At 74.1% G+C, this 25,872-nt stretch carries 19 protein-coding genes; 15 read left to right on the top strand and 4 right to left on the bottom strand.

Annotation, left to right across the window (positions count from 1 at the left end):
- Nucleotides 1-45: 45 nt before the first annotated feature.
- Both OG286_RS11565 and OG286_RS11560 read left to right on the top strand, forming a co-directional pair.
- The gene (locus OG286_RS11565) at nt 46-852 is read left to right on the top strand and encodes a TlyA family RNA methyltransferase (protein WP_396325839.1); all 807 of its coding nucleotides are present in this window, start codon (nt 46-48) and stop codon (nt 850-852) included.
- 92 nt (nt 853-944) lie between these two features.
- The gene (locus OG286_RS11560; RefSeq protein WP_396325819.1) at nt 945-1,847 is read left to right on the top strand and encodes an NAD kinase; all 903 of its coding nucleotides are present in this window, start codon (nt 945-947) and stop codon (nt 1,845-1,847) included.
- A gap of 33 nt (nt 1,848-1,880) precedes the next feature.
- Here OG286_RS11560 and OG286_RS11555 read toward each other — a convergent pair whose 3' ends face one another.
- Nucleotides 1,881-3,392 (bottom strand): PLP-dependent aminotransferase family protein, encoded by a 1,512-nt coding sequence (locus OG286_RS11555; RefSeq protein ID WP_405365184.1) that lies wholly within the window; start codon nt 3,390-3,392, stop codon nt 1,881-1,883.
- 134 nt (nt 3,393-3,526) lie between these two features.
- On the opposite strand from OG286_RS11555, the gene OG286_RS11550 reads away from it, so the two are divergent.
- From OG286_RS11550 to OG286_RS11540, 3 genes are all read left to right on the top strand, one after another.
- On the top strand, nt 3,527-4,201 hold the full coding sequence (locus OG286_RS11550; protein WP_405361746.1) for a YitT family protein: 675 nt from the start codon (nt 3,527-3,529) through the stop codon (nt 4,199-4,201).
- Nucleotides 4,202-4,276: 75 nt separating this feature from the next.
- Nucleotides 4,277-6,010 carry a DNA repair protein RecN gene (gene recN / locus OG286_RS11545; protein ID WP_396325840.1) on the top strand — a complete coding sequence of 578 codons (1,734 nt, stop codon included), beginning with the start codon at nt 4,277-4,279 and terminating at the stop codon, nt 6,008-6,010.
- Nucleotides 6,011-6,177: 167 nt separating this feature from the next.
- Nucleotides 6,178-7,359, top strand: a complete 1,182-nt coding sequence (locus tag OG286_RS11540) for a glycosyltransferase family 4 protein (RefSeq protein WP_396325822.1) — start codon at nt 6,178-6,180, stop codon at nt 7,357-7,359.
- Between the two features lie 39 nt (nt 7,360-7,398).
- Here OG286_RS11540 and OG286_RS11535 read toward each other — a convergent pair whose 3' ends face one another.
- Complete coding sequence (locus OG286_RS11535) at nt 7,399-9,396, bottom strand: glycoside hydrolase family 15 protein (protein WP_396325823.1); 1,998 nt, start codon at nt 9,394-9,396, stop codon at nt 7,399-7,401.
- 738 nt (nt 9,397-10,134) lie between these two features.
- On the opposite strand from OG286_RS11535, the gene OG286_RS11530 reads away from it, so the two are divergent.
- From OG286_RS11530 to OG286_RS11485, 10 genes are all read left to right on the top strand, one after another.
- Nucleotides 10,135-11,817 carry a CTP synthase gene (locus OG286_RS11530; RefSeq protein WP_405361749.1) on the top strand — a complete coding sequence of 561 codons (1,683 nt, stop codon included), beginning with the start codon at nt 10,135-10,137 and terminating at the stop codon, nt 11,815-11,817.
- A gap of 92 nt (nt 11,818-11,909) precedes the next feature.
- Entirely contained in the window at nt 11,910-12,548 is a 639-nt protein-coding gene (locus tag OG286_RS11525) for an NUDIX domain-containing protein (protein ID WP_396325825.1), read from the top strand.
- A gap of 163 nt (nt 12,549-12,711) precedes the next feature.
- Nucleotides 12,712-14,967 carry an AAA family ATPase gene (locus tag OG286_RS11520; RefSeq protein ID WP_405365182.1) on the top strand — a complete coding sequence of 752 codons (2,256 nt, stop codon included), beginning with the start codon at nt 12,712-12,714 and terminating at the stop codon, nt 14,965-14,967.
- 261 nt (nt 14,968-15,228) lie between these two features.
- Nucleotides 15,229-16,344, top strand: a complete 1,116-nt coding sequence (ald, locus tag OG286_RS11515) for an alanine dehydrogenase (RefSeq protein ID WP_396325827.1) — start codon at nt 15,229-15,231, stop codon at nt 16,342-16,344.
- Between the two features lie 519 nt (nt 16,345-16,863).
- Nucleotides 16,864-17,931 (top strand): ParA family protein, encoded by a 1,068-nt coding sequence (locus OG286_RS11510; RefSeq protein WP_396325841.1) that lies wholly within the window; start codon nt 16,864-16,866, stop codon nt 17,929-17,931.
- Nucleotides 17,928-18,524 carry a hypothetical protein gene (locus tag OG286_RS11505; protein ID WP_405365180.1) on the top strand — a complete coding sequence of 199 codons (597 nt, stop codon included), beginning with the start codon at nt 17,928-17,930 and terminating at the stop codon, nt 18,522-18,524. The genes OG286_RS11510 and OG286_RS11505 overlap by 4 nt, the downstream gene beginning before the upstream one ends.
- A 320-nt stretch (nt 18,525-18,844) precedes the next feature.
- Nucleotides 18,845-19,801, top strand: a complete 957-nt coding sequence (locus OG286_RS11500; protein ID WP_396325829.1) for a segregation and condensation protein A — start codon at nt 18,845-18,847, stop codon at nt 19,799-19,801.
- 332 nt (nt 19,802-20,133) lie between these two features.
- Nucleotides 20,134-20,727: an SMC-Scp complex subunit ScpB gene (locus OG286_RS11495; RefSeq protein ID WP_396325842.1), complete on the top strand. Its 594-nt coding sequence runs from the start codon at nt 20,134-20,136 to the stop codon at nt 20,725-20,727.
- Between the two features lie 64 nt (nt 20,728-20,791).
- Complete coding sequence (locus OG286_RS11490) at nt 20,792-22,270, top strand: pseudouridine synthase (RefSeq protein WP_405361752.1); 1,479 nt, start codon at nt 20,792-20,794, stop codon at nt 22,268-22,270.
- Nucleotides 22,271-22,732: 462 nt separating this feature from the next.
- Nucleotides 22,733-23,716, top strand: coding sequence for a helix-turn-helix domain-containing protein (locus OG286_RS11485; protein ID WP_396325831.1), 984 nt, complete (start codon nt 22,733-22,735; stop codon nt 23,714-23,716).
- Between the two features lie 141 nt (nt 23,717-23,857).
- Here OG286_RS11485 and OG286_RS11480 read toward each other — a convergent pair whose 3' ends face one another.
- Both OG286_RS11480 and OG286_RS11475 read right to left on the bottom strand, forming a co-directional pair.
- Nucleotides 23,858-24,220 (bottom strand): DUF952 domain-containing protein, encoded by a 363-nt coding sequence (locus OG286_RS11480; RefSeq protein WP_396325832.1) that lies wholly within the window; start codon nt 24,218-24,220, stop codon nt 23,858-23,860.
- A gap of 103 nt (nt 24,221-24,323) precedes the next feature.
- Nucleotides 24,324-25,871, bottom strand: a complete 1,548-nt coding sequence (locus tag OG286_RS11475; RefSeq protein WP_396325833.1) for a mucoidy inhibitor MuiA family protein — start codon at nt 25,869-25,871, stop codon at nt 24,324-24,326.
- Between the last annotated feature and the right edge of the window lies 1 nt (nt 25,872).

Genomic DNA, 25,872 nt, shown 5'->3' with positions numbered 1-25,872 from the left:
GGATGACCCGCAGAACCACCTGTAGGAGCTGAAACACCAGTGGCAGTGGCACGACGCCGTCTCGACGCGGAGCTGGTCCGCCGCAAGCTGGCCCGGTCGCGCGAGCACGCGTCCGAGCTGATCGCGGCCGGGCGGGTGACCGTCGGCGGCACCACCGCGACCAAGCCGGCCACCCAGGTGGAGACCTCGGCGGCGGTCGTGGTGGCCAAGGACGAGAACGACCCGGACTACGTCTCGCGCGGCGGCCACAAGCTGGCCGGCGCCTTCGCCGCCTTCGTGCCGCAGGGCCTGGTGGTCGAGGGCCGCCGGGCGTTGGACGCGGGCGCGTCCACGGGCGGCTTCACCGACGTGCTGCTGCGCGCCGGGGCGGCGCACGTGCTGGCGGTGGACGTCGGCTACGGGCAGCTGGCCTGGTCGCTGCAGAGCGACGACCGGGTGACGGTGATGGACCGCACCAACGTGCGCGAGCTGACCGTGGACCTGATCGGCGGCACGCCGGTCGACCTCGTGGTCGGCGACCTCTCGTTCATCTCGCTCGGCCTGGTCCTGCCCGCGCTGGCCGGCTGCGCCGCCGAGGACGCCGACCTGGTACTGATGGTCAAGCCGCAGTTCGAGATCGGCAAGGAGCGGCTCGGCAGCGGCGGGGTGGTGCGCAGCCCGCAGCTGCGTGCCGAGATGGTGCGCCAGGTCGCCGGGCAGGCCTGGGAGCTCGGGCTGGGTGTGCGGGCCGTCACGGCGAGCCCGCTGCCGGGGCCGTCCGGGAACGTCGAGTACTTCCTCTGGCTGCGCCGGGACGCCGAGCAGTTGGACCCGGCGGAGGCGGACCGGGCCGTCGCGGAGGGCCCCCGATAGGGTGCTCTGCGGACGTCCGGTCCGTCATGCTGGGTGACGCGGCCGAACCGGGCCGAGGGCGACCCGGCAGCCGTAGGGAGAGGGCAGCGGGCATGAATGATGAACGTACGGTCTTCCTGATCGCGCACACCGGCCGGGAGGCGGCGCTGCGCAGTGTCGAGGGGCTGGTGCACGGCCTGCTGAAGGCGGGGATCAGAATCCGGCTGCTGGCGGCCGAGGCGGTGGACCTGGATCTGCCGGACGGGGTCGAGCGGGTGGCCGGGGGGCCGGGTGCGGCGGACGGTTGTGAGCTGATCCTGGTCGCGGGCGGGGACGGGACGCTGCTGCGCGGTGCGGAGCTGGCGCGCGAGCACGGGCTGCCGATGCTGGGCATCAACCTCGGCCGGGTGGGCTTCCTCGCCGAGGCCGAGCGGGACGATCTCGCGGTGGTGGTCGAGCGGGTGGTCGACGCCGACTACGAGGTCGAGGAGCGGATGACCCTCGACGTGATCGTCCGGACCAACGGCGATGTGGTGCACCACGACTGGGCGTTGAACGAGGCGTCGATCGAGAAGGCGTCCCGGGAGCGGATGCTGGAGGTGGTGACCGAGGTGGACGGCCGCCCGGTCTCGAACTTCGGCTGTGACGGGGTGGTCTGTGCGACGCCGACCGGCTCGACGGCGTACGCGTTCTCCGGCGGCGGGCCGGTGGTCTGGCCGGAGGTGGAGGCGCTGCTGATGGTGCCGATCAGCGCGCACGCGCTGTTCGCCCGGCCGCTGGTGACGTCGCCGGACTCGGTGCTGGCGGTGGAGGTGCAGCCGAAGACGCCGCACGGGGTGCTCTGGTGCGACGGCCGCCGTTCCGTCGAACTGCCCGCCGGGGCACGGGTGGAGGTCCGCCGGGGCCAGACGCCGGTGCGCCTGGCGCGGCTGCACCGGGCGCCGTTCACCGACCGCCTGGTGGCCAAGTTCGCGCTTCCGGTGACGGGTTGGCGCGGGCGGGCGGAGACGCACTGAATCCACCGCAGGCCACGGTGAACTGACGCTTCGTCAGACTGCCAGTGGCTGGCTGTCGTCGGCGGCCTCGCTCCACCGGCCGCCGGCGGCCGCCCGGGTGGCGAGCGCCGCGAGGCGTTCGACGGCGGCCGGCACGGCCGGGGCCGGCAGGGTGAGCGGGATCCGGATGTGGTGCTCGAACGCGCCGTCCGAGCCGAAGCGGTTGCCCGCGGCGATCCGGACGCCACCGTGCTCGCCCGCCAGGGCCAGCGCCGCGCCGGAGACACCGCCGGTGGAGACCCAGAGCACGAGCCCGCCGGGCGGGGCGGCGTAGCGCCACTCGGGCAGGTGGGCGGGCAGTGCGCGGGCGAAGGCGTCGGCGGTGGCCCGCATCCGGTCCAGCTGATGGGCGCGGACGGCGGCCAGCGGCTCGCCCAGCAGCTCGGCGGCGATCAGCTGGTCCAGCACCGGGGCGCCGACGTCGCTGTAGACGCGCTCGGAGGCCAGCCGGCGGACCAGGGCGGGGGCGGCCCGGACCCAGCCGATCCGCAGACCGCCCCAGAGCAGCTTGCCGGCCGAGCCGACCGTGACCACCTGGGCCGACCGGTCCAGCGCGGCCATCGGGCGGGGGAGTGCGGCGTCGTCCGGGACGCCCCAGCCGAGTTCGGCGGTGGTCTCGTCGACCAGCACCACGGTGCCGGCGGCGCGGGCGGCGGCCAGCAGTTCGCGGCGCTGCTCCTCGGAGACGAGGGCGCCGGTCGGGTTGTGGAAGTCCGGGATCACGTAGGCGACCTTGGGCGCGGCGCCGTGCAGCACCCGCCGCCACTCGGGGAGGTCCCACTCCGGCTGCCGGGCCGCACCGCCGGGCCAGGCGTACGGGACGGGGACGAGGCGGGCGTCACCGCGCCGCAGTGCTTGCAGCGTGTGTGCGTAGCTGGGCGCCTCGACGGCGACCCGGTCGCCGCGGCCGATCAGCGCCCGCTGGACGAGGTGCAGGCCGCCCATCGCGCCGATGGTGATCAGGATCTGGTCGGGGGTGGTGGGCAGTCCGCGCTCGGTGAAGCGGCGGGCCACCGCCTCGCGCAGCACCGGGACGCCGGTGGGGAAGTGGCCGTGTCCGGCGGCGTACGCGGGCAGCTGCTCGACGGCCCGGGAGGAGGCCGCGCCGAGGAAGGGCTGCGGGGCGGGCAGCGCGGCGACGCCGAGGTCCAGGGTGTGGCCCTGCTCGTCCGGCGGCACCGGCTGCAGTGCGTCGCCGGGCGGCGGCGCACCCTCGGGCAGGGCGGTCCAGCTGCCGGATCCGCGCCGGCTGCGCAGGTAGCCGTCGGTGCGCAGGGCCTCGTACGCGGTGGCCACGGTGGTGCGGCTGAGCCGCAGGGCGAGGGCCAGTTCGCGTTCGGCGGGCAGCCGGGCGCCAACCGGCAGCCGGCCTTCGGAGACCAGCAGCCGGATCTGCCCGGCCAGGGTGCGGTAGGCGGGCCGGCGGGAGGCCGGGTCGGGCAGCCGGGCGGTGGAGAGCAGCCGGGCGAGCGCGGCGGCGGTGACGGTGGTGTGCCAGTCGGCCATGCTGATCAGTCCACTTGCTTGGAATTGGCCCTGGAGCGGGCTTCATTGGCCTGCCCATCATGGCAGGGCGGCCATGGAGTCCGCCACCGCCGGCGGCGAGGCCCCGGGGTGCAGCACCACCCGCAGGAGACCAGATGGCCACCACCACGCCCACGCCCGTCCCCGCCGGGACCTCCCTCGCCGTCCGCCTGCTCGGTGACACCCATGCGCTGGGCCGCCGGCTCCCGCAGCTTGCCGTCGGCCTCTGGCTGTACGGGACGAGCATGGGGCTGATGCTGCGCTCCGGGCTCGGCCTCGACCCCTGGGACGTCTTCCACCAGGGCCTCCAGCGCACCGCGGGCCTCTCGGTGGGCACCTGGGTCACCATCTGCGGCGCCCTCGTCCTGCTGCTCTGGATCCCGCTGCGCCAGCGCCCCGGCCTCGGCACCGTCGCCAACGTGCTGGTGCTCGGCGCGGCGATGGACGTCACCCTGAGGGTGGCCGGCACACCCGGCCCGCTGCCGGCCCGGATCGCCCTGATGACCGCCGCGATCCTGCTGAACGGCCTGGCCACCGGCCTCTACATCGGCGCCCGCTTCGGCCCCGGCCCGCGCGACGGCCTGATGACCGGCCTGCACCGGCGTACCGGCCGCTCGCTGCGGCTGATCCGGACCGGGATCGAACTGGCCGTGCTGGCCGGCGGTGTCCTGCTCGGCGGCACCGCCGGCGTCGGCACCGTCGCGTACGCGCTGGCCATCGGCCCGCTCGCACAGTTCTTCCTGCGGTGGTGCACCGTCCCCACCAGTGCGCAAACTTCCCGGAAGGGATGAACTTGCGGGCGCAGAGTTGCCGCTCGTCGCGCGGCGGGGGTGGAACCTCGTAAGGTCGTCACCGTGTTGGACGAGATGCGGATACGGGATCTTGGGGTCATCGACGACGCGGTGGTCGAACTGGCCCCCGGCTTCACCGCCGTGACCGGTGAGACCGGCGCCGGCAAAACGATGGTGGTGACCAGCCTCGGGCTTCTGCTCGGCGGCCGCGCCGACCCGGGCCTGGTGCGCAACGGCGCCGGGCGCGCGGTCGTCGAGGGCCGCCTCGAGCTGCCCGTCGGCTCCCCGGTGGCCGCCCGCGCGGCCGAGGCCGGCGCCGAACTGGACGACGGCGCGCTGCTGATCAGCCGGACCGTCTCCGCCGAGGGCCGCTCCCGGGCGTACGTCGGCGGCCGGGCCGTGCCGGTCGGGCTGCTGGCCGAACTCGGCGAGGACCTGATCGCCGTCCACGGCCAGACCGACCAGCAGCGGCTGCTCCGCCCGGCCCGCCAGCGCGGCGCCCTGGACCGCTACGCGGGCGACGCGGTGGCCGAGCCGCTGGCCCGGTACCGCGAGGTCTACCGCCGGCTGCGCGAGGTCTCCGCGACCCTGGAGGAGCTGACCACCCGGGCCCGCGAGCGCGCCCAGGAGGCGGACCTGCTGCGCTTCGGCCTGGACGAGGTCGCCGCCGCCGAGCCGGTGGCCGGCGAGGACGCCGAACTGAGCGCCGAGGCAGAGCGGCTCGGCCACGCCGACGCGCTCTCCTCCGCCGCCACCCTGGCCCACGCCGCCCTGGCCGGCGACCCGGCCGACCCGGAGGCGCTGGACGCCGGCACCCTGCTCGCCCAGTCCCGCCGCGCCCTGGACGCCGTCCGCCACCACGACGAGCGGCTCGCCACCCTCGCCGACCGGCTGAACGAGGTCGGCTACCTGCTCGCCGACGTGGCCGGCGACCTGGCCGGCTACGCCGACGACCTGGACGCCGACCCCGTCCGGCTGGCCGCCGTCGAGGACCGCCGGGCCGTCCTGGCCCAGTTGCTTCGCAAGTACGGCGGCCCGGAGAACTCCCTGGCCGAGGTGCTGGCCTGGGCCGAGACCGGCTCCGCCCGGCTCCTCGAGCTCGACGGCGACGACGAGCGGATCGACGAGCTGGGCGCCCGGGAGACCGCGCTGCGCGCCGAGCTGGCCGAGCTGGCGGCCGAGGTCTCGGCCGCCCGGCACGCCGCCGCCGGCCGCTTCGCCGAGGCCGTCTCCGCCGAACTGGCCGAACTCGCCATGCCGCACGCCCGGGTCACCTTCTCGATCAGCCAGGTCGACGACCTGTCCGGGATCGAGATCGAGGGCCGCACCGTCGCCTACGGACAGCACGGCGTGGACGAGGTCGAGGTACTGCTCGCCCCGCACCCCGGCGCCCAGCCCCGGCCGATCGCCAAGGGCGCGTCCGGCGGTGAGCTGTCCCGGGTGATGCTCGCCGTCGAGGTGGTCTTCGCCGGCGCCGACCCCGTCCCCACCTACCTGTTCGACGAGGTGGACGCCGGCGTCGGCGGCAAGGCCGCGGTCGAGATCGGCCGCCGCCTCGCCAAACTGGCCGAATCCGCCCAGGTCGTGGTGGTCACCCACCTCCCGCAGGTCGCCGCCTTCGCCGACCGGCACCTGGTGGTCGAGAAGACCAACGACGGCACCGTGACCCGCAGCGGTGTCAAGGTGCTGAACGACGAGGAGCGGGTGCGCGAACTCTCCCGGATGCTGGCCGGACTCGAGGATTCCGAGCTCGGCCGCGCCCACGCGGAGGAGCTGCTGGCCGCCGCCAGGGCGCCGCGCCACCGGTAGCCGGCGCCGGCGGCCCCCTGCGGACCGACGGCGACGCGCCCTGGTGGCGCCGACTGTCCAAGAGGGCCGCCGACCTGGCATGGTGGCGGCTGGACACTGGCTTTCCAGTCCCGAGCGTCGCTGGCGGGAAATCCTCGCACCGCGGCGCGCGAACCTGATCGAGTCGGATGCGAGACGACGTGGACCATTCCGCCGCCCGGGCCGCCGCGGCCGCCCCAGAACCGGGTCAGCTGCACGTGGTGCTCGTCCTGGCCGCCAGTACCGGCGGCATCGGTGCGCACGTGCGCTCCCTGGCACAGGGCCTGGTCGCGCACGGAGTGGCCGTGACGGTGTGCGCGCCCGCAGGCACGGACGCGCTCTTCGGCTTCTCCCGCACCGGCGCCAGATTCCACCTGGTCGACATCACCCCCACCGCGGGAGCCCGCAGCGACGCCACCGCGATCGGCGAGCTGCGCCGGGCCTTCACCGGCGCCGACGTGGTGCACGCCCACGGCCTGCGCGCCGCGCTCCTCTCCGACCTGGCGCTGCGCACCGCCGGCCGCTTCCCGGGCCTGCGCCCGGAGACCCCGCTGGTGGTCACCTCGCACCACGCGCTGCTGGCCACCGGCATGGAGCGGCGGCTCCAGCGGCTGATGGAGCGCCGGGTGGCGCGCGCCGCCGACCTGGTGCTCGGCGCCTCCTCCGACCTGGTGGCCCGGGCCCGTGAGCTGGGCGCCACCGACGCCCGCCTCGGGCCGGTCGCCGCCCCGCCGATGCCGGAGGGCCGGCTGGAGCGGGCCGAGGCCCGGGCGGCGCTGCTCGGCGACGGCCCGGACCGCCCGCTGCTGCTGGCGGTCGGCCGGCTCGTCCCGCAGAAGGCCTTCGGGCTGCTGCTGGACGCCTGCCGGGAGCTGGCCGCGCTGGACCCGGAGCCGCTGCTGCTGCTCGCCGGGGACGGCCCGGAGGCCGCCCCGCTGCGCGAGCGGGTGGCCGCCGAGAAGCTCCCCGTCCGCCTGCTCGGCTACCGCACCGACGTACCGGACCTGCTGGCCGCCGCCGACGTGGTGGTCGTCTCCAGCCGCTGGGAGGCCCGTTCACTGGTGGTCCAGGAGGCGATGCGGGCCGGCGTGCCGGTGGTCGCCACCGCCGTCGGCGGCGTCCCCGAACTGGTCGGGGACGCGGCCGTGCTCGTCCCGCCCGGCGACGCGGCCGCGATCGGCCGCGCCGTGCGCGAGCTGCTCGCCGACCCGGCCCGCCGCGAACGGCTGGTGGCGGCCGGCCGGCAGCAGGCCGAGACCTGGCCGGACGAGGCCGCCACCGTCGCCCAGGTGCTCAGCACCTACGACGAGCTGGTCCAGCGCACCGGCTAGGTCCCGTCCGCCGGGATCGACCGGACAGGACCCGCCCGCTCAGACGGTGGCCTGCTCGGCCCGGTCGGCGGCCAGGCCGTCCGGCTGGGCGGAGAGGTAGGCGCCGCCGCAGGCCGTGAGCCGCAGCGCGGTGTCGATCAGCGGGACGTGGCTGAAGGCCTGCGGGAAGTTGCCGACCTGGCGCTTCTCCCGCGGGTCCCACTCCTCGGCGAGCAGCCCGATGTCGTTGCGCAGGGCCAGCAGCTTGTCGAAGAGCTCGCGTGCCTCCTGCACCCGGCCGATCATGGCGAGGTCGTCGGCCAGCCAGAACGAGCAGGCCAGGAAGGCGCCCTCGTGGCCGGAGAGGCCGTCCACGTTGTTGCCGCTCTCGTCGTGCGTCGGGTACCGCAGTACGAAGCCGTCCTCGGTGGAGAGCTCCCGCTGGATGGCCTCGATGGTGCCGATCACCCGCTTGTCGTCCGGCGGGAGGAAGCCCACCTGCGGGATCAGCAGCAGCGAGGCGTCCAGCTCCTTGCCGCCGTAGTACTGCGTGAAGGTGTTGCGCTCCGGGTCGTAACCCTTCTCACAGACGTCCCGGTGGATGGTCTCGCGCAGCTCGCGCCAGCGCTCCAACTGGCCGTCGGAGGGCGCGTCCTCGGGGGTCTGCTCCAGCAGCTTGATGGTGCGGTCGACGGCGACCCAGGCCATCACCTTGGAGTGGACGAAGTGCCGACGCGGGCCGCGGACCTCCCAGATGCCCTCGTCCGGCTCCTGCCAGTGGTCCTCCAGGTACTCGATCAGGCGCAGCTGGAGGTGGTGGGCGTGGTCGTTGCGGACCAGGCCGGTCATGTGGGCCAGGTGCAGGGCCTCGACCACCTCGCCGTAGACGTCCAGCTGGAGCTGGCCGGCCGCGCCGTTGCCGACCCGGACGGGCTGGGAGCCCTCGTAGCCGGGCAGCCAGTCGAGCGAGGACTCGGTGAGCTCGCGCTCGCCGGCGATGCCGTACATGATCTGCAGGTTCTCCGGGTCCCCGGCGACGGCGCGCAGCAGCCACTCGCGCCAGGCCTTGGCCTCGTCGCGGTAGCCGGTGCGCAGCAGCGAGGAGAGCGTGATCGCGGCGTCGCGCAGCCAGGTGTAGCGGTAGTCCCAGTTGCGTTCGCCGCCGATGTCCTCGGGCAGCGAGGTGGTGGGGGCGGCGACGATGCCGCCGGTGGGGGCGTAGGTGAGGCCCTTGAGGGTGATCAGGGAGCGGATCACGGCCTCGCGGTAGGGGCCCTGGTAGGTGCACTGGCCGGCCCAGTCGTGCCAGAAGCCGGCCGTGGCGTCGAGCATCTCCTCGGCGTCCGGGGCGGTCGGCGGGTCCAGGTGGGAGGCCTGCCAGGTGAGCGCGAAGGCGATCCGCTCGCCGGCCGTGACGGTGAAGTCGGCGTAGGTGGTGAGGTTGCGCCCGTACGTCTCGGCCTCGCCGTCCAGCCAGACGGAGTCGGGGCCGGCCACGGCGACGGTGCGGTGGCCGCCGTCGGCCTGCTCGACCCGGTGCACCCAGGGGACGATCCGGCCGTAGCTGAACCGCATCCGCACCGCCGAGCGCATCCGGACCGTGCCGGACAGGCCCTCGACGATCCGGATCACCTGGGGGACGGAGTCCCGGCCGGCCAGCGGGCGCGGGGGCATGAAGTCGATCACCCGGACGCTGCCGCCCCGGCAGTCCCACTCCTGCTCCAGGATCAGCGAGTCGCCCCGGTAGCGGCGCCGGTCGGCGGGGACGGCCGGCGCGGCCGCGGTGGGCGGCGGGACGCGGAGGTCGCCGGTGTCGGTGAAGCGCGCGCGCGGTGCGGCCGGGGCCGGGGCGGCCGCCGGGGCGGGCAGCTCGGTGTCGACCACTTCGGCCGGGCCGATCCGCCAGAAGCCGTGTTCATCGGTGCCGAGCAGGCCGGCGAAGACCGCCGGCGAGTCGAAGCGGGGCAGGCACAGCCAGTCGACCGCCCCGTCCCTGCTGACCAGGGCGGCGGTCTGCATGTCCCCGATGAGTGCGTAGTCCTCGATACGGCCGGCCACGTGGATCTCCAGTTCGCAATGTGGTCACGACGCATCGGCGATCCGGGGAGAGCCAGCGGGTCTGCGGGGCCGGGGCCGCCCCCGGGACGTCCGGCCTGCCGATGGGTGCCGGCGGGCCTTGCTGGAGTGTCCGCGCGAGGCTCGGTCGAGCCCCCGGAGTGGGTGGGGAGGGGCTCGAATACGGGGAGGTCCGGTCGCGCATCGGGGACCGAGAGGTTTCCTGACCCTCCCACGCCCTCCGCGTGCTCGTGCTGTCGGCGATGCGTCCGTGCAGCTTACGACGGACGAAAGGGGCGAAGCACGCGGGCGCAGCCCCGTGTGGCGCCACAATTCGGCGGAAATGCCGTGCATCGCGGGGGTGGCGGGCAGGATGGCCCGGAAGGATCACCACCGGGTGGCCCGTCGGGAGGGCTGGTCATGGCCCGGACGAGTGCCGCCGGGTGGCCCGCCCGGGCCGGTCGTGAAACCGGTGTGACCCATGCGCCGTATGGTGCGCCTGTTGTGCGCCCGGTGGTGCGCCGGGCGTGCGTCCGAGGACACCGGGTGTGCCCGGAACGCGTCCCGGCCGGGTCACTGTTACCCTGGTATCCCGTGGACCGGTGGGATCAAACGCCCCGGACCAGCCGAACCGACGACCCCGCGAGCGACGTGCACCGCACCCCCGCTCCGGTCGGTTCAGGCGAGCCGCGAGCCTCCCGCCCACGTCACCTTCGACACGCGACCCACGGGAGCCCCCTCTTGGCACAGCCCCATTCCGGCAAGGCATCGAACGGCCGCGCCGTGACGACCAAGCACCTCTTCGTCACCGGGGGTGTCGCCTCGTCGCTCGGCAAGGGCCTCACCGCCTCCAGCCTGGGCGCCCTGCTCAAGGCCCGTGGCCTGCGTGTGACGATGCAGAAGCTCGACCCGTACCTCAACGTGGACCCGGGCACCATGAACCCGTTCCAGCACGGTGAGGTCTTCGTCACCGACGACGGCGCCGAGACCGACCTCGACATCGGTCACTACGAGCGGTTCCTCGACACCAACCTGCACGGCTCGGCGAACGTCACCACCGGCCAGGTGTACTCGACCGTCATCGCCAAGGAGCGCCGCGGCGAGTACCTGGGCGACACCGTCCAGGTGATCCCGCACATCACCAACGAGATCAAGTCCCGGATCCGCCGGATGGCGACCGAGGACGTCGACGTGGTGATCACCGAGGTCGGCGGCACCGTCGGCGACATCGAGTCGCTGCCCTTCCTGGAGGCCGTCCGCCAGGTCCGCCACGAGGTCGGCCGGGACAACGTCTTCTTCGTGCACGTCTCGCTGCTGCCCTACATCGGCCCCTCGGGCGAGCTGAAGACCAAGCCCACCCAGCACTCGGTGGCCGCGCTGCGCAACATCGGCATCCAGCCGGACGCCATCGTGCTGCGCGCCGACCGCGAGGTCCCGCAGGCCATCAAGCGCAAGATCTCGCTGATGTGCGACGTGGACGAGGAGGCCGTGGTCGCGGCCATCGACGCCAAGTCGATCTACGACATCCCCAAGGTGCTGCACGGCGAGGGCCTGGACGCCTACGTCGTCCGCCGCCTGGACCTGCCGTTCCGCGACGTCGACTGGACCACCTGGGACGACCTGCTGCGCCGCGTCCACGAGCCGCAGCACATCGTCAAGGTCGCGCTGGTGGGCAAGTACATCGACCTTCCGGACGCCTACCTGTCGGTGACCGAGGCGCTGCGCGCCGGCGGTTTCGCCAACAACGCCCGGGTCGAGATCAAGTGGGTCACCTCGGACGACTGCACCACGCCCGAGGGCGCACAGGAGCACCTCGGCGACGTGGACGCGATCTGCATCCCCGGTGGCTTCGGCGACCGCGGGGTGGACGGCAAGGTCGCCGCGATCACCTACGCCCGCGAGAACAGGATCCCGCTGCTCGGCCTCTGCCTGGGCCTGCAGTGCGTGGTCATCGAGGCCGCCCGCAACCTGGCCGGCCTGCCCGAGGCCAACTCGACCGAGTTCGACGCGGCCGCCAAGTACCCGGTCGTCTCCACCATGGCCGAGCAGCTGGCGATCGTCGACGGCAAGGGCGACCTGGGCGGCACCATGCGCCTGGGCCTCTACCCGGCCAAGCTCGCCGAGGGCTCGATCGTCCGCGAGGTCTACGGCGGCGAGCAGTACGTCGAGGAGCGCCACCGCCACCGCTACGAGGTCAACAACGCGTACCGCGCCGACCTGGAGAAGACCGGTCTGCAGTTCTCCGGCCTCTCCCCGAAGGGTGACCTGGTCGAGTACGTCGAGTACCCGCGCGAGGTGCACCCCTACCTGGTGGCCACCCAGGCCCACCCGGAGCTGAAGTCCCGCCCGACCCGGCCGCACCCGCTCTTCGCGGGCCTGGTGAAGGCGGCCATCGAGATCAAGACGGCGGACGCCTCGGAGTAGGCCGTCACCGTTCACCGAACGGCGGCCCCGCGATTCCCGCGGGGCCGCCGTTCGGCGTTAGATTGTGTCGTACTGACGAAAAGGGGAGACTGATGGACGACCAGGGCATCTTCGACGTGGCGGAGGAGTGGGAGGTCCGGGGGAGCGACACGCCGTTCCAGGGCAAGGTCACCGGCGTGCGCACCGAGGAGGTCCGGATGCCCGACGGCAGCTGGGCCCGCCGCGACTACCAGACCCACCCCGGCTCGGTCTCCGTCCTCGCGCTGGACGACCAGCAGCGGGTGCTCATCCTGCGCCAGTACCGCCACCCCGTCCGCCAGCGGCTCTGGGAGCTGCCGGCCGGCCTGCTCGACGTGCCCGGCGAGAACCCGCTGCACGCCGCCCAGCGCGAGCTGTACGAGGAGGCGCACTGCAAGGCCGGGGCCTGGCGGGTGCTGGTCGACTTCTACACCTCGCCCGGCGGCACGGACGAGGCGCTGCGGCTCTTCCTCGCCACCGACCTCGCCGAGGCCGAGGGCGAGCGCTACGAGGCGCACGGCGAGGAGCTCGAGATCGAGACCGCCCGGGTGCCCGTCGCGGAGCTGGTCCGCCTGATCCACGCCGGCGAACTGCACAACCCCACCCTGATCACCGGCACCCTCGCCGTGCACGCGGCGCTCACCGGCCCCGGCGGCCTGGACGCGCTGCGGCCCGCGGACTCGCCCTGGCCGGCCCGGCCCTTCGAGGCCTGATTCCGGGAGCCGCGCCCCGCGGTTGATCCGCCGGGGTGATTTACCGGTTCGTACGACCGGATGTCACCTCGGCCGAGCCGGACGGCCGAACTACGCTTCGCAGACAGGGCGCCCCTGCCGGGCCGCCTCCGCTGAGCACTGGGTGACGTCGGGAGTGGCACGGGTGGCGAGAAAGACGGCGACCATGGAAGCGGGCTCCGGCGCACCCGCCGAGGGCGTTCCCGGGTTGGACCGGCTGCCCGCCGGGCCTGCCCTGCTCGTCGGCAGGCGCGCCGAGCTGGCCGCGCTGCGGGCCGCCGCCGCGCGGCCCGCCGAGGGCCGCAGCCCCGTCCTGGTGCTGGCCGGCCGCCCCGGCTCCGGCCGGACCACACTGGCGGCCCGGTTCGCCGTCACCGTCGCCGCCGACTACCCCGACGGCGTGCTCTTCGCCCGCCTCTCCGCCCCCGACGGCGGCCGCGTGCCGCCCGCCCGGGCCGCCCGGCGGCTGCTGGAGCAGCTCGGTGCCGACGGTGCCGGCGTGCCGTTGCCCGGCGCCGTCGAGGACGGGAGGGACGAGCCCGCCTGTGTCGCGCTGCGCGAGGCGCTGGCCGGGCGGAAGGTCCTCATGGTGCTGGACGACGTCCGGGACGCCGGGCAGGTCTGGCCGCTGCTCGCGGACGAGCCGGGCTGCCTCGTCCTGGCCACCACCGCCGGGCCGCTCACCGGGATCGAGGACATCGACCCGGTCATCCTCGGCGGGCTCGACCGGCAGGCCTCGGGCGAACTGCTCGGCGACCTGGTCGGCGGCACCAGGATCAGCTGCGACCCGGTCGGCGGGGCCGACCTCGCGGAGGCCTGCGCCTCCCGGCCCGCGGCGCTGCGGCTGATGGCCGGGTGGCTGCGGGGCAACCCCGAGCTGGCCGTCACGGACGCGGCGCGGGAGCTGGCCCGGGCGGTGCGGGAGGCGGACGGGACGGTGGCAGGCCAGGCGGCGGGGACTGCGGCGGCCAAGGCGGCGGGAAAGGCGGCGCAGGGGGCGGGGAAGGAGGGGAGACCGGACGGTACGGGTGTGCCGGCGAAGGACCTTGTAACCGGCGGGCAGGACTCCCCGGTCAAGGACGCCCCGGCCATGGACGTCCGGGCGGGGAAGAACGGGAAGCGCCCGTCGGCCGAGGAGCGGGCCGGACGGGGGAAGCGGCCGGCCGCCGGGGGCGGGAGGTCCGCGGATGCCGAGGCCGGGAAGCCGGCCGACAAGCCCGCCGACGGGCCGCTCGGCAAATCACTCGACAAGCCGCTCGACAAGCCCGCCGTGCCGCCGACCGGCCCGGCGGCCTGGGTGAAGCCCGGGCCCGAGCCCGCCGAACCCGTCCCCGTCCCGGACAACGACCCGCTGATCGGCGCGTTCACCCTCCTCTACGGGACGCTGCCGGCCGCCCAGGCCCGGATGCTGCGGTCGCTCACCCTCGCGCCCGCCCAGACGGCGGACCTGCGCACCGCCTCCGCCCTGGTCGGGTGCCCGGCGCCGGAGGCCGCCACGATGCTGGCCGCGCTCGCCGAGCGGGAGCTGCTCGGCGAGGAGGCGCCCGCCGCCGACGGCACCCCCCGCTACCGGGTACCCGGCCGGCTCTACCCCCGGCTGGTCCGGCTGCGCGAGCGCGAGGACCGGCCCGCCGCGGTCGAGCTGGCCAGGGCGCGGCTGCTGGAGCGGCTGGTCCGGCTCACCGAGGCGGCCCGCGCCCTGCTCGACCCGGCCGCCGGCCCCGCGCCGGCCCCGCTGCCCGGCCCGCTGAGACTGCGCTCGGCCGCGCAGGCCCGGCAGTGGCTGCTCGGCGAGCGCGACGTCCTGCTCGGCGCCGTCGCCGACGCGATCGGCCAGGGAGACCTGGACGGCTCGGCAGGCCGGCTGGTCACCGCCCTGCTCCGGTCGCTGCCGCTGACCGGCGCCGCCGCCCCGGCCGATCTCTACCAGCTGCACGAGCTGGTGCTGACGGTGGCCGAGCGGCACGGGAAGCCCCGCCGCGCCGCCGCCGCGCTGCTCAACCTGGGGGACCTCCAGGCCGCCGCCGGCAGCTGGGAGCAGGCCGCCGGTCACTACCGCGCCGCCCTGGACCACGCACGCTCCGCCGACGACGAGCCGCTCTGTGCCCGCGCGCTGGAGGGCGCGGCCGGTTGTCACCGGGCGCTTGGTGACGCGGTACGTGCTGCCGACTGGTACGGCCGGGCGCTCGGCCTGCGGCAGTCCATGGGCGACCAGGCCGCCGAGGCCCGGCTGCTCGCCCGCGTGGCTGAGGCGCACACCGCGCAGCGCCGCTTCGAGGAGGCCGAGCGGGAGTACCGGGCGTCCCTGTCGGTGCTGCGCCGGCTGGGCGACGAACCTGGGCAGCAGGCGGTCGGCGCCTCCCTGGCGGACCTGCGGGAACGCCTCGACGCCGGGTGGTAGTGCGCGGTTCGGGAGTATCGTCAGAGATGCCCGGTTGAGACACCATTGGTAGGAAGATCACTGGGGAAGCCTACGAACCTGCCAATGTGTCCGGCAGATTTATTCACTTTGGAAGGCTGACACGCCGCCTGGGCTTCATTACACTCGAACTCAGTCGCGCAGCGATCCGTGCCCCGGTGTCTTCCGGAGGTCTCCCCACGTGCGCGTCGCCCGCCGGTCTTCTCCGGTAGGGACCCCCATGGCAAGAGGACGTGTTTAGCCGTGAAGGTCGGCATCCCCCGCGAGGTCAAGAACCACGAGTACCGCGTGGCCATCACGCCCGCCGGCGTGCATGAGCTGGTCCGCAACGGACACGAGGTCTACATCGAGGACAACGCCGGTGTCGGCTCCTCGATCCCCAACGAGGAGTACGTGGCCGCCGGCGCCACCATCCTCCCCACCGCCGACGAGGTGTGGGCCACCGCCGACCTGCTGCTGAAGGTCAAGGAGCCCATCGCTGAGGAGTACCACCGTCTGCGCAAGGGCCAGACCCTCTTCACGTACCTGCACCTGGCGGCCGACCGCGCCGGCACCGACGCGCTGGTCGCGTCCGGCACCACCGCGATCGCGTACGAGACCGTGCAGCTCGCCAACGGCGCCCTGCCGCTGCTCGCCCCGATGTCCGAGGTCGCGGGCCGGCTGGCCCCGCAGGTCGGCTCGTACCACCTGATGCGCCCGGCCGGCGGCCGCGGCGTGCTGCCCGGCGGCGTGCCCGGCACCCACCCGGCCAAGGCCGTCGTCATCGGCGGTGGCGTCTCCGGCTGGCACGCGGCCACCATCGCCATCGGCATGGGTTACGAGGTGACCCTGCTCGACCGCGACATCAACAAGCTGCGCGAGGCCGACAAGGTCTTCGGCACCAAGATCAAGGCCATCGCCTCCAACTCCCTGGAGCTGGAGAAGGCCGTCCTGGACGCCGACCTGGTGATCGGCGCCGTGCTGATCCCGGGCGCCAAGGCCCCGAAGCTCGTCACCAACGAGCTGGTCTCCCGCATGAAGCCGGGCTCCGTGCTCGTCGACATCGCCATCGACCAGGGCGGCTGCTTCGAGGACTCGCACCCGACCACGCACGCCGAGCCGACCTTCCAGGTCCACAACTCGGTCTTCTACTGCGTGGCCAACATGCCGGGCGCCGTCCCGAACACCTCCACCTACGCGCTGACCAACGCGACGCTGCCGTACGTCGTCGAGCTGGCCAACCGTGGCTGGAAGGACGCGCTGCGCCGCGACCCGGCCCTGGCCAAGGGTCTGAACGTGCACGAGGGCCAGATCACCTTCGGTGCCGTCGCCGAGGCCTTCGGCCTGGAGTCGGTCTCCCTGGAGAGCATCCTCGTCTGATCTCGTCCTCCCAGGTCGGTACGGGTCCGCGCCCTCGCAGGCGCAGGCCCGTACCGACCGTGGCCGTTCCCCGCGGGGCGGCCCGCAGGCCCCCGACCCTCCCTCCTTCCCCGTCGGCGGACAGGAGGGGCCCCATCCTGGGGTCGGGGGCTTCGGCATGCCCGTGAACGGGCGGTTGCGTGGGTGGGTCGCTCTGTCGTCAATTTCTGTGGGTCGCGTCACCCGACCGCAGAAACGTTAGGGTCAAGGGCCCGCGCATCCCTTGACAGAGGGATGCCCGATAGTCGACACATCCTGCCCACTACCGTGGATTGTGTTGCTGCGAACGCCTTGAACGGCCTAGAGTCGCAAACCGTCGGCATGCTGCCACGCTGACGAATCGACATAGAGTCCTGGATGCCCAAGGAGGTAAGACGACTTGTGAATGAGTCGACATTTGCTCCCGGGGGTGGTCAGCCAGGACCGGCGGAGCACACCGCCGGCCAGCCGAGTGAGGAGTCCGGGGCCCGGCAGGCCACCGTGGGCTCGGCCGAGGTCGGCTCGGTCGCACTCCGTACCTTCGAAGCACGCCAGAACACAGCACAGGTGACCACGGTGACCGACTACGACGCCGATCTGCCGGCCCACGGCCTGGCCTACGGCGAGTTCGCCTACGGCGCCTACGACGACCCGGACGCCGAGTACGAGCCGGACCCGGAGTACGCCGCCACGCTGGCCCCCGACGCCGCGCGCCAGCGCCGCGAGCGGGTCGGCCCGACCGGCCGTCCGCTGCCGTACTTCCCGATCCCCGCGCCGGTGGCCGAGCACGGCCCCGCGCAGATCATCGCGATGTGCAACCAGAAGGGCGGCGTCGGCAAGACCACGTCGACCATCAACCTGGGCGCGGCGCTGGCCGAGTACGGCCGCCGCGTGCTGCTCGTCGACTTCGACCCGCAGGGCGCGCTCTCGGTGGGCCTCGGCGTCAACCCGATGGAGCTCGACGTCACCGTCTACAACCTGCTCATGGAGCGGGGCCTGACGGCCGATGAGGTGCTGCTGAAGACGGCCGTGCCGGGCATGGACCTGCTGCCGTCCAACATCGACCTCTCCGCCGCCGAGGTGCAGCTGGTCAGCGAGGTGGCCCGGGAGTCCGCGCTGGCGCGCGCGCTGAAGCCGCTGCTGTCCGACTACGACTACGTCATCATCGACTGCCAGCCCTCGCTGGGCCTGCTGACGGTCAATGCCCTGACGGCCGCTCACAGCGTCATTGTCCCGCTGGAGTGCGAGTTCTTCGCCCTGCGCGGCGTCGCGCTGCTCACCGAGACCATCGAGAAGGTCTGCGAGCGGCTCAACCCCGAGCTGCGCCTGGACGGCATCCTGGCCACCATGTACGACTCGCGCACCGTGCACAGCCGCGAGGTGCTGGCCCGGGTCGTCGAGGCGTTCGGCGACCACGTCTTCCACACCGTCATCGGGCGGACCGTGCGCTTCCCGGAGACCACCGTCGCCGGCGAGCCGATCACCACGTACGCGACCAACTCGGTCGGTGCCGCCGCCTACCGTCAGCTCGCCAGGGAGGTGCTCGACCGGTGCCGCCCCGCCGAGTGAGTCTCCCGGGTGCCGACGAGCTGTTCCGGACCACCGGGGGGATGGCGCTGTCGCCGTCCCTCGCGCCGCGTCCGGCCTCCGAGGCTCCCAGACCGGAGACCGCACGGACCGTCAACGGTGCTGGCACGGACGGTGCCGAGGACGCCGAGGGCGGCACCGAGGAGCGCCGGCCGTCGACGGTCGGCACGCCGGGCGTCTCGGGCGGTATGCCGGGCACGGCGCCGGGCGGTACGCCGGCCGGAGTGTCGGTACCCGGTCCGGCGCAGCCGGGCGGTGCCCAGGGAGCCGGTGCCGGGCCGCGCCAGCACGCGGGTGCCGCCGAGGAGCAGGCGGGCGGCGCGGGACGCCCCCGTCCGCGTGGCCGGGCACCGCGCCGCCCGAGCGGGCGGGAGCGGCACGACGAGAAGATCACCGTGTACGTGTCGGCCGAGGAACTGATGGACCTCGAACACACCCGCCTGGTGTTGCGCGGGGAGCACGGGCTCGCGGTGGACCGCGGCCGGATCGTCCGGGAGGCCATCGCGGTGGTGCTGGCCGACCTGGAGCAGCGCGGCGAGGCGAGCATCCTGGTGCGGCGGCTGCGCGGGCGCTGAGCCGGCGCCTGCGGGTGCTGAGCGGCGCTTGCGGGTGTGCGCGGGTGCTGTGGCGGGCGGCTTTGTGCCTGCGGGTGCTGTGCGGCCGCTTGAGGGCTCTTTGCGGGCGCGCTGAGCCGCCTGCAAGGGTCGGGCTGCCCTGGCGTCTGTCGGGCGCTGGGCCCTGCGCCGGGTGCGGTGTGTTCTCTGCTCTCTGCTGCGGTGGGCGGTGGCGCCTGCGGCTGCGCCCCCGCGGTCGGAGGTGTGCGCCGAGGTTGCGGGCGGCGTGTCGGTGGCCCCGGCGTGGGGCGGGCGGCGTGGCCGGGTGAAGATGGACCGTCATGCCGAGCAGCCCCGAATCCTCCGTCGCCGCCGCCGGGACCGTCGGGCCCGCCGATGAGTCGCGGGGCGGCTTCCGGGTGCGGCTGGACAACTTCGAAGGCCCCTTCGACCTGCTGCTGAGCCTGATCGCCAAGCACCGGATGGACGTCACCGAGGTGGCGCTGGCGACGGTCACCGACGAGTTCATGGCGTACATCCGGGCCATGGGCGCGGATTGGGACCTGGACGCCGCGACCGAGTTCCTGGTCGTCGCCGCGACCCTGCTCGACCTCAAGGCCGCGCGGCTGCTGCCCGCCGCCGAGGTCGAGGACGAGGAGGACCTCGCCCTGCTGGAGGCGCGCGACCTGCTCTTCGCCCGGCTGCTGCAGTACCGGGCCTACAAGCGGGCGGCCGCCGTGTTCGGCGAGCGCTGGGCCGCCGAGCTGCTCCGGCGGCCGCGGACCGCCGGGCTGGAGCCCGAGCACGCGCAGCTGCTGCCCGAGGTCGTGATCAGCATCGGGGCGGAGCGGTTCGCGCAGCTGGCGGCGAGGGCCATGGCGCCGAAGCCCGAGCCGGTCGTCTACGTCGACCACATCCACACCCCGCCGGTCAGTGTGCGGGAGCAGGCCGGGCTGGTGGTCGGGCTGCTCACCGCGCTGGGCGAGGCCTCGTTCGAGCGGCTGGTCGAGGACGCACCGGACAACCTGGTCGTGGTCGCACGGTTCCTGGCGCTGCTGGAGCTGTACCGGGAGCGGGTGCTCGCCTTCGAGCAGCCGGAGGCGCTGGGCGAGCTGCTGGTGCGGTGGGTGGCCGAGGCGGACAGGGGCGCGGTCGAGGTGACGGACGAGTTCGACCGGCCGGCGGGCGAGCAGCCGGGCGGGCCGGGGCGGGGTGGGTCGGAGCCGGGCGGGCCGCAGGGGGACGGTCTGGAGCGGGGCAGGCTGGAGCGGGTCGGGCCGCAGAAGGAGGAGCGATGACGTCTGGGACGGATGCCGGAGGGCGGCCGGCGCGGCGTCCGCTCTGGGTGCCCGGGCAGCCGCGGACCGAGGAGTGGCTGGAGCCGGCGCCGGGGCTCGGTGTGGGGGTGCCCGGCGAGGTGATGCCCGGCGAGGTGGTGTCCGGCGAGGGCGGGCTCGACGAGGTGGCTGCTGGGGGATCGGCGGCCGGTGGGTCGGTAGCCGGCGAGCAGGCTCGGGCCGAGGTGCTGGTCGTGCACCGCAAGTCGGCCCCGACGACTTCCGGTGCCGGCGAGGTTCTGTCCGAGGAGGAGCCCGGGCTCGGGCTGAAGGCGGAGCTGGAGGCGATTCTGATGATCGTCGACGAGCCGGCCGGCGAGGCCCACCTGGCGTCCGTGCTGGAGCGGCCCCGGGCCGACGTGGCCGAGGCGCTGCGTGAGCTGTCCGCCGAGTACACCGCCCAGGGCCGGGGCTTCGACCTGCGGCTGGTCGCCGGCGGGTGGCGGTTCTACAGCCGGACCGAGTGTGCGCCGGCCGTCGAGCGGTTCGTCCTGGACGGCCAGCAGGCCCGGCTCTCCCAGGCCGCTCTGGAGACGCTGGCGGTCGTCGCCTACCGTCAGCCGGTGTCCAGATCGCGGGTCTCGGCCGTCCGTGGTGTGAACTGTGACGGCGTGATGCGTACCCTGGTACAGCGAGGACTGGTGGAAGAGGCCGGATCCGAGCCCGAAACAGGTGCGATCCTGTATCGGACGACGAACTACTTCCTGGAACGGATGGGGCTCCGCGGCCTGGATGAGCTGCCGGAGCTCGCTCCCTTCCTGCCCGAGGTCGACGACGTGGAAGCGGAGTCCCTGGAGGGCACGATGATCGCGGAGGCGGTCGCCGCCGCTGCCGTGCAGGCCGCGGGTGGCAGTGGCGAGGCCGATCGGGCTGCGCCTGATCGGTAGGGGGCGGTGAGGTCGGCCGAAACGACCGCACAGCCCAGACGGAAAACGACGTACGGACACTTTGATGCGTAGCAGTGGCAACGGCAGGAACAGCAGCGGCGGCGGCAGCGGTCGTGGCGGACAGGGCGGGGGCCGGGGCGGCGGCAGCGGCTCCTACGGGGGCGGAAGCGGCTCCGGCCGTGGCGGCTCGGGCTCGTACGGCGGCGGGTCGGGCTCCTCGCGTGGCGGCTCGGGCTCGTACGGCGGCGGCTCCGGCTCCTCGCGCGGCGGCTCGGGCTCGTACGGCGGCGGGTCGGGCTCCTCGCGTGGCGGCTCGGGCTCCGGCTCCTATGGCGGTGGCTCGGGTTCGCGTGGTGGCTCGGGTTCGTACGGTAGCGGTTCGGGTTCGCGCGGTGGCTCCGGCCCCTACGCCGGTGGCTCGGGTTCGCGCGGCGGCTCCGGTTCGTACGGCGGCGGTTCCGGCTCCTCACGGGGCGGGTCGTACGGCGGCGGGTCGGGTTCGCGTGGCGGCTCCGGTTCCTACGACCGCCGTGACGACCGCCGGGACGACCGCCGCTACCCGGACCGTCCGCTGCGGCCCGAGGAGCGTCGCTACGACCGCCCCGAGTACGGCGGCGGCCCCAACGCCACCCCCGCCCGTGGCGGCTACACCGGCCGTCGTCCCGGCCCGGCCCCGCGTCCGCGCCGTGAGGGCCAGGGCGCCCCGGGCGACCCGCGCCGTCAGCCGCAGCGTTCGCGCGAGCTGCAGGCCAAGATCGAGGACGCGGTGCTGGCCCGGCACGACAAGCCGGCCGTGAAGCTTCCCAAGACCTTCGGCGAGCCCGAGGGCGAGCGCCTGCAGAAGGTGCTGGCGCGTGCCGGTATCGGCAGCCGTCGGGCCTGTGAGGAGCTGATCGAGCAGGGCCGCGTCGAGGTCAACGGCAAGCGGGTCACCGAGCAGGGCAAGCGGGTCGACCCGGAGAAGGACGAGATCAAGGTGGACGGCCTGACCGTCGCCACCCAGTCGTTCCTCTTCTTCGCGCTGAACAAGCCGGCCGGCGTGGTCTCCACCATGGAGGACCCGGACGGCCGCCAGTGCCTCGGCGACTACGTGACCAACCGGGAGACCCGGCTGTTCCACGTCGGCCGCCTCGACACCGAGACCGAGGGCATCATCCTGCTCACCAACCACGGCGAGCTGGCCCACCGTCTCACCCACCCGCGGTACGGCGTGACCAAGACCTACCTGGCCGCCATCCAGGGGCCGATCCCGCGCGACCTGGGCAAGCGGCTGGCGCAGGGCATCGAGCTGGAGGACGGGTTCGCCCGCGCCGACAGCTTCAAGGTGGTCTCCAACGTCGGCAAGAACTACCTGGTCGAGGTGACCCTGCACGAGGGTCGCAAGCACATCGTCCGTCGGATGCTGGCCGAGGCCGGGTTCCCGGTCGAGAAGCTGGTCCGCACCCACTTCGGTCCGATCGCGCTGGGCGACCAGAAGTCCGGCTGGCTGCGCCGTCTGACCAACCCCGAGGTCGGCCAGCTGATGCACGAGGTCGGTCTGTAGACCGGTCGGCATATTTAGGTGGACCGGTCTGCATATTCTGCGGGCCGTCCGCCGTGCCGCGCTGTTCGTCGGCGTCTGCGGTTCGCTGTCCGCCGACCGCTGACCGCTGACCGCCGCGTCTGTGCGGCTCCGTATGCCCGCCGTCCGGCGCCTGCCTCGTTTCTGTAGACCGGTCGGCATAGATCGGTAGACCGGTCTGCATATTCGGGCGCTTCGGGCGACGCCGCCGCGGCGCTGCTGGGCCTATGGCGTCATGCCGTGTCCTGAGGGCCTCCCCGCCGAGTGGCGGGGAGGCCCTCACGCCGTTCGGCGGGTTCTGCTGTGAGCCGGGACGCATCGCCTGGTCATCGCCTTGCCAGCGTCATGATCCGTGGCCGAGGATTGCCACCTGACCACGACCCGCCGGGTGGCGGGACTGCGCCACTTCGGCGCGGACGAGGGGCGAGACGGGGGAGCGGCGTCGTGTCCGATGCACCACTCAGCGCACTGGGACTGGCCGTGCCGGACGGACAGGTCTACGCGGCGCTGGTGGCCAATCCGCAGTCCACGGCGGAGGACCTCGCGGCCGGCTGCGGGCTGACCCTCCAGCAGAGCATCCGCGCGCTGGACCGGCTGGCGCAGCACGGCATGGCGACCCGGGCACCGGTGGACCGGCACCGGTTCCTGCCGGTCGCCCCCGACGTCGCGATCGGCACGCTGATCGGCCACCGGGAGTCCGAACTGCGGCACGCCCGGGCCGAGATGCACCGCCTGATGGACGCCTTCCGGGAGGCCTCGCGCTACACCGACCCGGCGCATTCCGTCGAGGTCCTCACCGGCGGCGAGGCGATCGCCCAGCGGCTGGAGCACATCACCGAGACCAGCCAGTACCAGGTGCGCGGCTTCGACTGCCCCCCGTACATCCAGGACCCGGTGGCCAACATCCCGTTGCAGCGGCAGCGGATGAAGGAGGGGCTGCGGTTCCGGACCGTCTACGACCGGGAGGCCGTCGCCTGGCCGGGCCGGTTGGAGAAGAACATCCTGGTCGGCGTCGCGGATGGTGAGGAGGCGCGGGTCCGGCCGGTGCTTCCGATGAAAATGATCATGTCGGACGACCGGATGGCGATCATCCCGATCAGCGTCGGCGACAGCGTGCTCGACGCCGCCTACGTGATCCACCCGTCCGCATTGCTCCAGGCGCTGGACACGCTCTTCGAGGCGGAGTGGGAGCGCGCCGTCCAGCTCCAGGCCGCGCTCGGCGCGGCCGAAGGGGCGCTGGAGCCGGAGGCCGACCACCGCAAGCTGCTGGGCCTGCTGGCGGCCGGCCTCACCGACGAGTCGATCGCCCGCTCCCTCGGCTGGAGCGCCCGGACCACCCAGCGCCGGCTGCAGAGCCTGATGCGCGAGCTGGGCGCCACCACCCGCTTCCAGGCCGGCATGGCGGCCCGGGAGCGGGGCTGGCTCTGAGGACGGGCGAGTCCCGGGCGTCGGGTCCCCGGGGGGCGGGTCCCCGGGCGTCGGGTTCGGGTACGGGGCCGGTTCCGGGGTGGAGCCGGTTCCGGAGGGGGCCGGCTGAGGGCGGGGCCGGGTTCGGGCGGAGTGCGCCGGTCAGCTCCAGGGGGTGAGGCTCGCCCAGCGGCCGTCCGGTCCGCGCTCGACCTTCTCCAGGCCGACCACGGCGGACCGGTTCAGCCGGCCGTAGATGTGCGGGAACAGCACGCCGGGCGTGGCACCGGGCGGCGGTGCGCCGTTCGGAGCCTCCCACTTGACCATCGGCTCCACCAGCGCCTCCTCGATCAGCAGCACCATCAGCGGCTCGCGGGCGTCGGCGAAGAAGGCGTTGGCCACCGCGAGCGCCGTCTGCTCGTTCGCCGAGCAGTGGATGAACCCGTCGGTGAGCAGCGAGGCGGTGGCGTACGGCCGGCCGGGGTCGGCCAGCCAGTCGTCCAGGGGGGCGAGGTGCAGGATCATGTTCCTGTTGTACCCGAGCTTCCGGTCGGACCAGGGTTTGTACCCGGGCTTGTGGCCGGGACAGTTCCTGGGCGGCCGTCAGGACGGCGGGTCGGGGCAGCGGTCACAGGCCCGCCACCTTCGCGGACGCGGAGACCTCGTAGACCAGCGTGACGGTCCGGCGTGCACCCGGGCCGAGCGGCAGGTCCCAGCGGACGATGCCCTCGGCGTCGAAGGCGTCCGGGGCCGGGGAGCACTCCTCCTTGCGCAGCCGCACCTCGACCGCCGACACCTCGGAGACCGGGACCCGTTCGCGGACCGTGACCAGCTGCTCGTCCCGCTCCTCGGGGCCGGAGAACCGCGAGAGGTGCAGCCGCACCGTCCGGGTGGTCACCGAGCGCTGGGTGAGGCCGGAGGTCGCCTGGCGCTCCTCGGTCTCACGGACCACCCGGTATCCGTCCGAGCTGCCGAACGCCAGCTCGGCGTCTGCGCCCACGGCCGTGAAGGACAGCTCGCCGCGGCCGGTGAAGCCGCTGCCGCGGACCAGCTCGACCGGCCCGGCGAGCAGCGCGTGCCCGGCCGCGTTGCGGAACCGGACCACCTGGGTGACCAGCGGGGACAGCTCCGGGGCGCACGCGTACTCGCTGCTCGCCGGAGCCGTGAAGGAGCCCAGCGGGACCCGGTGCGCCCGGCCGTCCGACGGCACGGTGGCCGGTGCGGGGGCGCGCAGCACCCGGACCTCGCCCCCGTCGTCCACTCCCGGCACCGCCTCGGACGGGCCGAGCGTGCTGATCGCCTCCTCGCGCAGCTCGACCTCGACCGTGCGGCGCTCCTCGGCGCTGCGCTCGCGCAGCGTCAGCACGTCCTCGGTGAGCGAGGGCGGGGCGGTGGCCAGGGCCGAGCGGGCGGTGGAGAGGGTGAGGCGGGCGCCCGTCCAGTCCTCGCCGGTGCGCTGCCACACCACGGCCTCGGACTCCAGTCGCAGCGCGCCGTCGGCGAGGGTGGCGCGGTAGGAGGGCCGCCAGACCGCGCACGGCACCAGGTGGCTGACGGTCAGCCGGACCGGGCCGGCGTCGCCCGCCTCGACGGTCAGGTCCAGGTGGGCGACCAGTTCGGCGGGCTCCTCCTCGGCCTGGTCGAGCGCGTTGTGGGCCTGCGAGCGCTGCTCTTCCAGGTCGCGCAGCCGGGAGCGGACGGCCCGCAGCTCCTCGCCGTACCGCTCGCGCTCGGCGTCCACCCGGTCCAGCTCGCGCGCCCAGCGGGCCCGCTCGACCTCGCCGATGCCGGCGCCCTCACCGACCTCGCGCAGCAGGTCGGCGGAGAGCTGGGCGAGCAGCGCGAGGCGGGCCTGGATGCGTTCGTGCAGCTGGTCCTCGCGGCGGGCCTGCTCGTCGAGCTCGTGGACGCGGTGGCGCAGCGCGGAGTCCTCCGGGCCGGGTGGCAGCGGGGCGCGCGGGGTCCAGGCGCGCACGATGCGGGCGTCCAGGACGCGGGTGGCGGGGTCTCCGGTCTCGGCGCGCAGGGTGCGGTCGACGGCGAGGGCGGTGATCGGGCCGAGGCGCAGCCGCTGGACGCCGGCGGCGAGGTCGAGGGTGACCGTGCGCTCGACCTGGCTGCGGTCCTCCAGGCAGGTGACGGCGGTGACCGGGAGGGGGATGGTCTCGCTGCTCATC

It is taken from the genome of Kitasatospora sp. NBC_00039 (assembly GCF_045160625.1).
Classification (GTDB): domain Bacteria; phylum Actinomycetota; class Actinomycetes; order Streptomycetales; family Streptomycetaceae; genus Kitasatospora.
This window is presented reverse-complemented; position numbering and strand designations above follow the sequence as displayed.